At 60.9% G+C, this 235-nt stretch carries 1 protein-coding gene; it reads left to right on the forward strand.

The window, feature by feature from the left end; all coding sequences use genetic code 11:
* Nucleotides 1-235: hypothetical protein (locus GSQ92_RS30010; protein WP_216856755.1), on the forward strand; the 235-nt coding region annotated here is incomplete at both ends.

A 235-nucleotide genomic window follows, 5' to 3' on the forward strand; every position in this document is an offset into this window, starting at 1 on the left:
CGAGACGTATGATGACACACGCGTTTACGACGAGAACCTGACGTCCGGCGGGTCTGTGGTGACTGTTCGCGCGGTGTCAGATGCGGATTACGATCGGGTCGCGGCGATACTCGACCGCCACGATCCCGTCGATGTCGATGATCATATGGGTCGCAGTAGCGTCGTTGAGACCACGACGGCCGATACCTATGGGACAGCACCGGCGGCCACTAAACCGACGGCGGCTGGATTAGCG

Origin of the sequence: Acidisoma sp. S159 (assembly GCF_009766125.1) — a bacterium.
GTDB lineage: Bacteria > Pseudomonadota > Alphaproteobacteria > Acetobacterales > Acetobacteraceae > Acidisoma.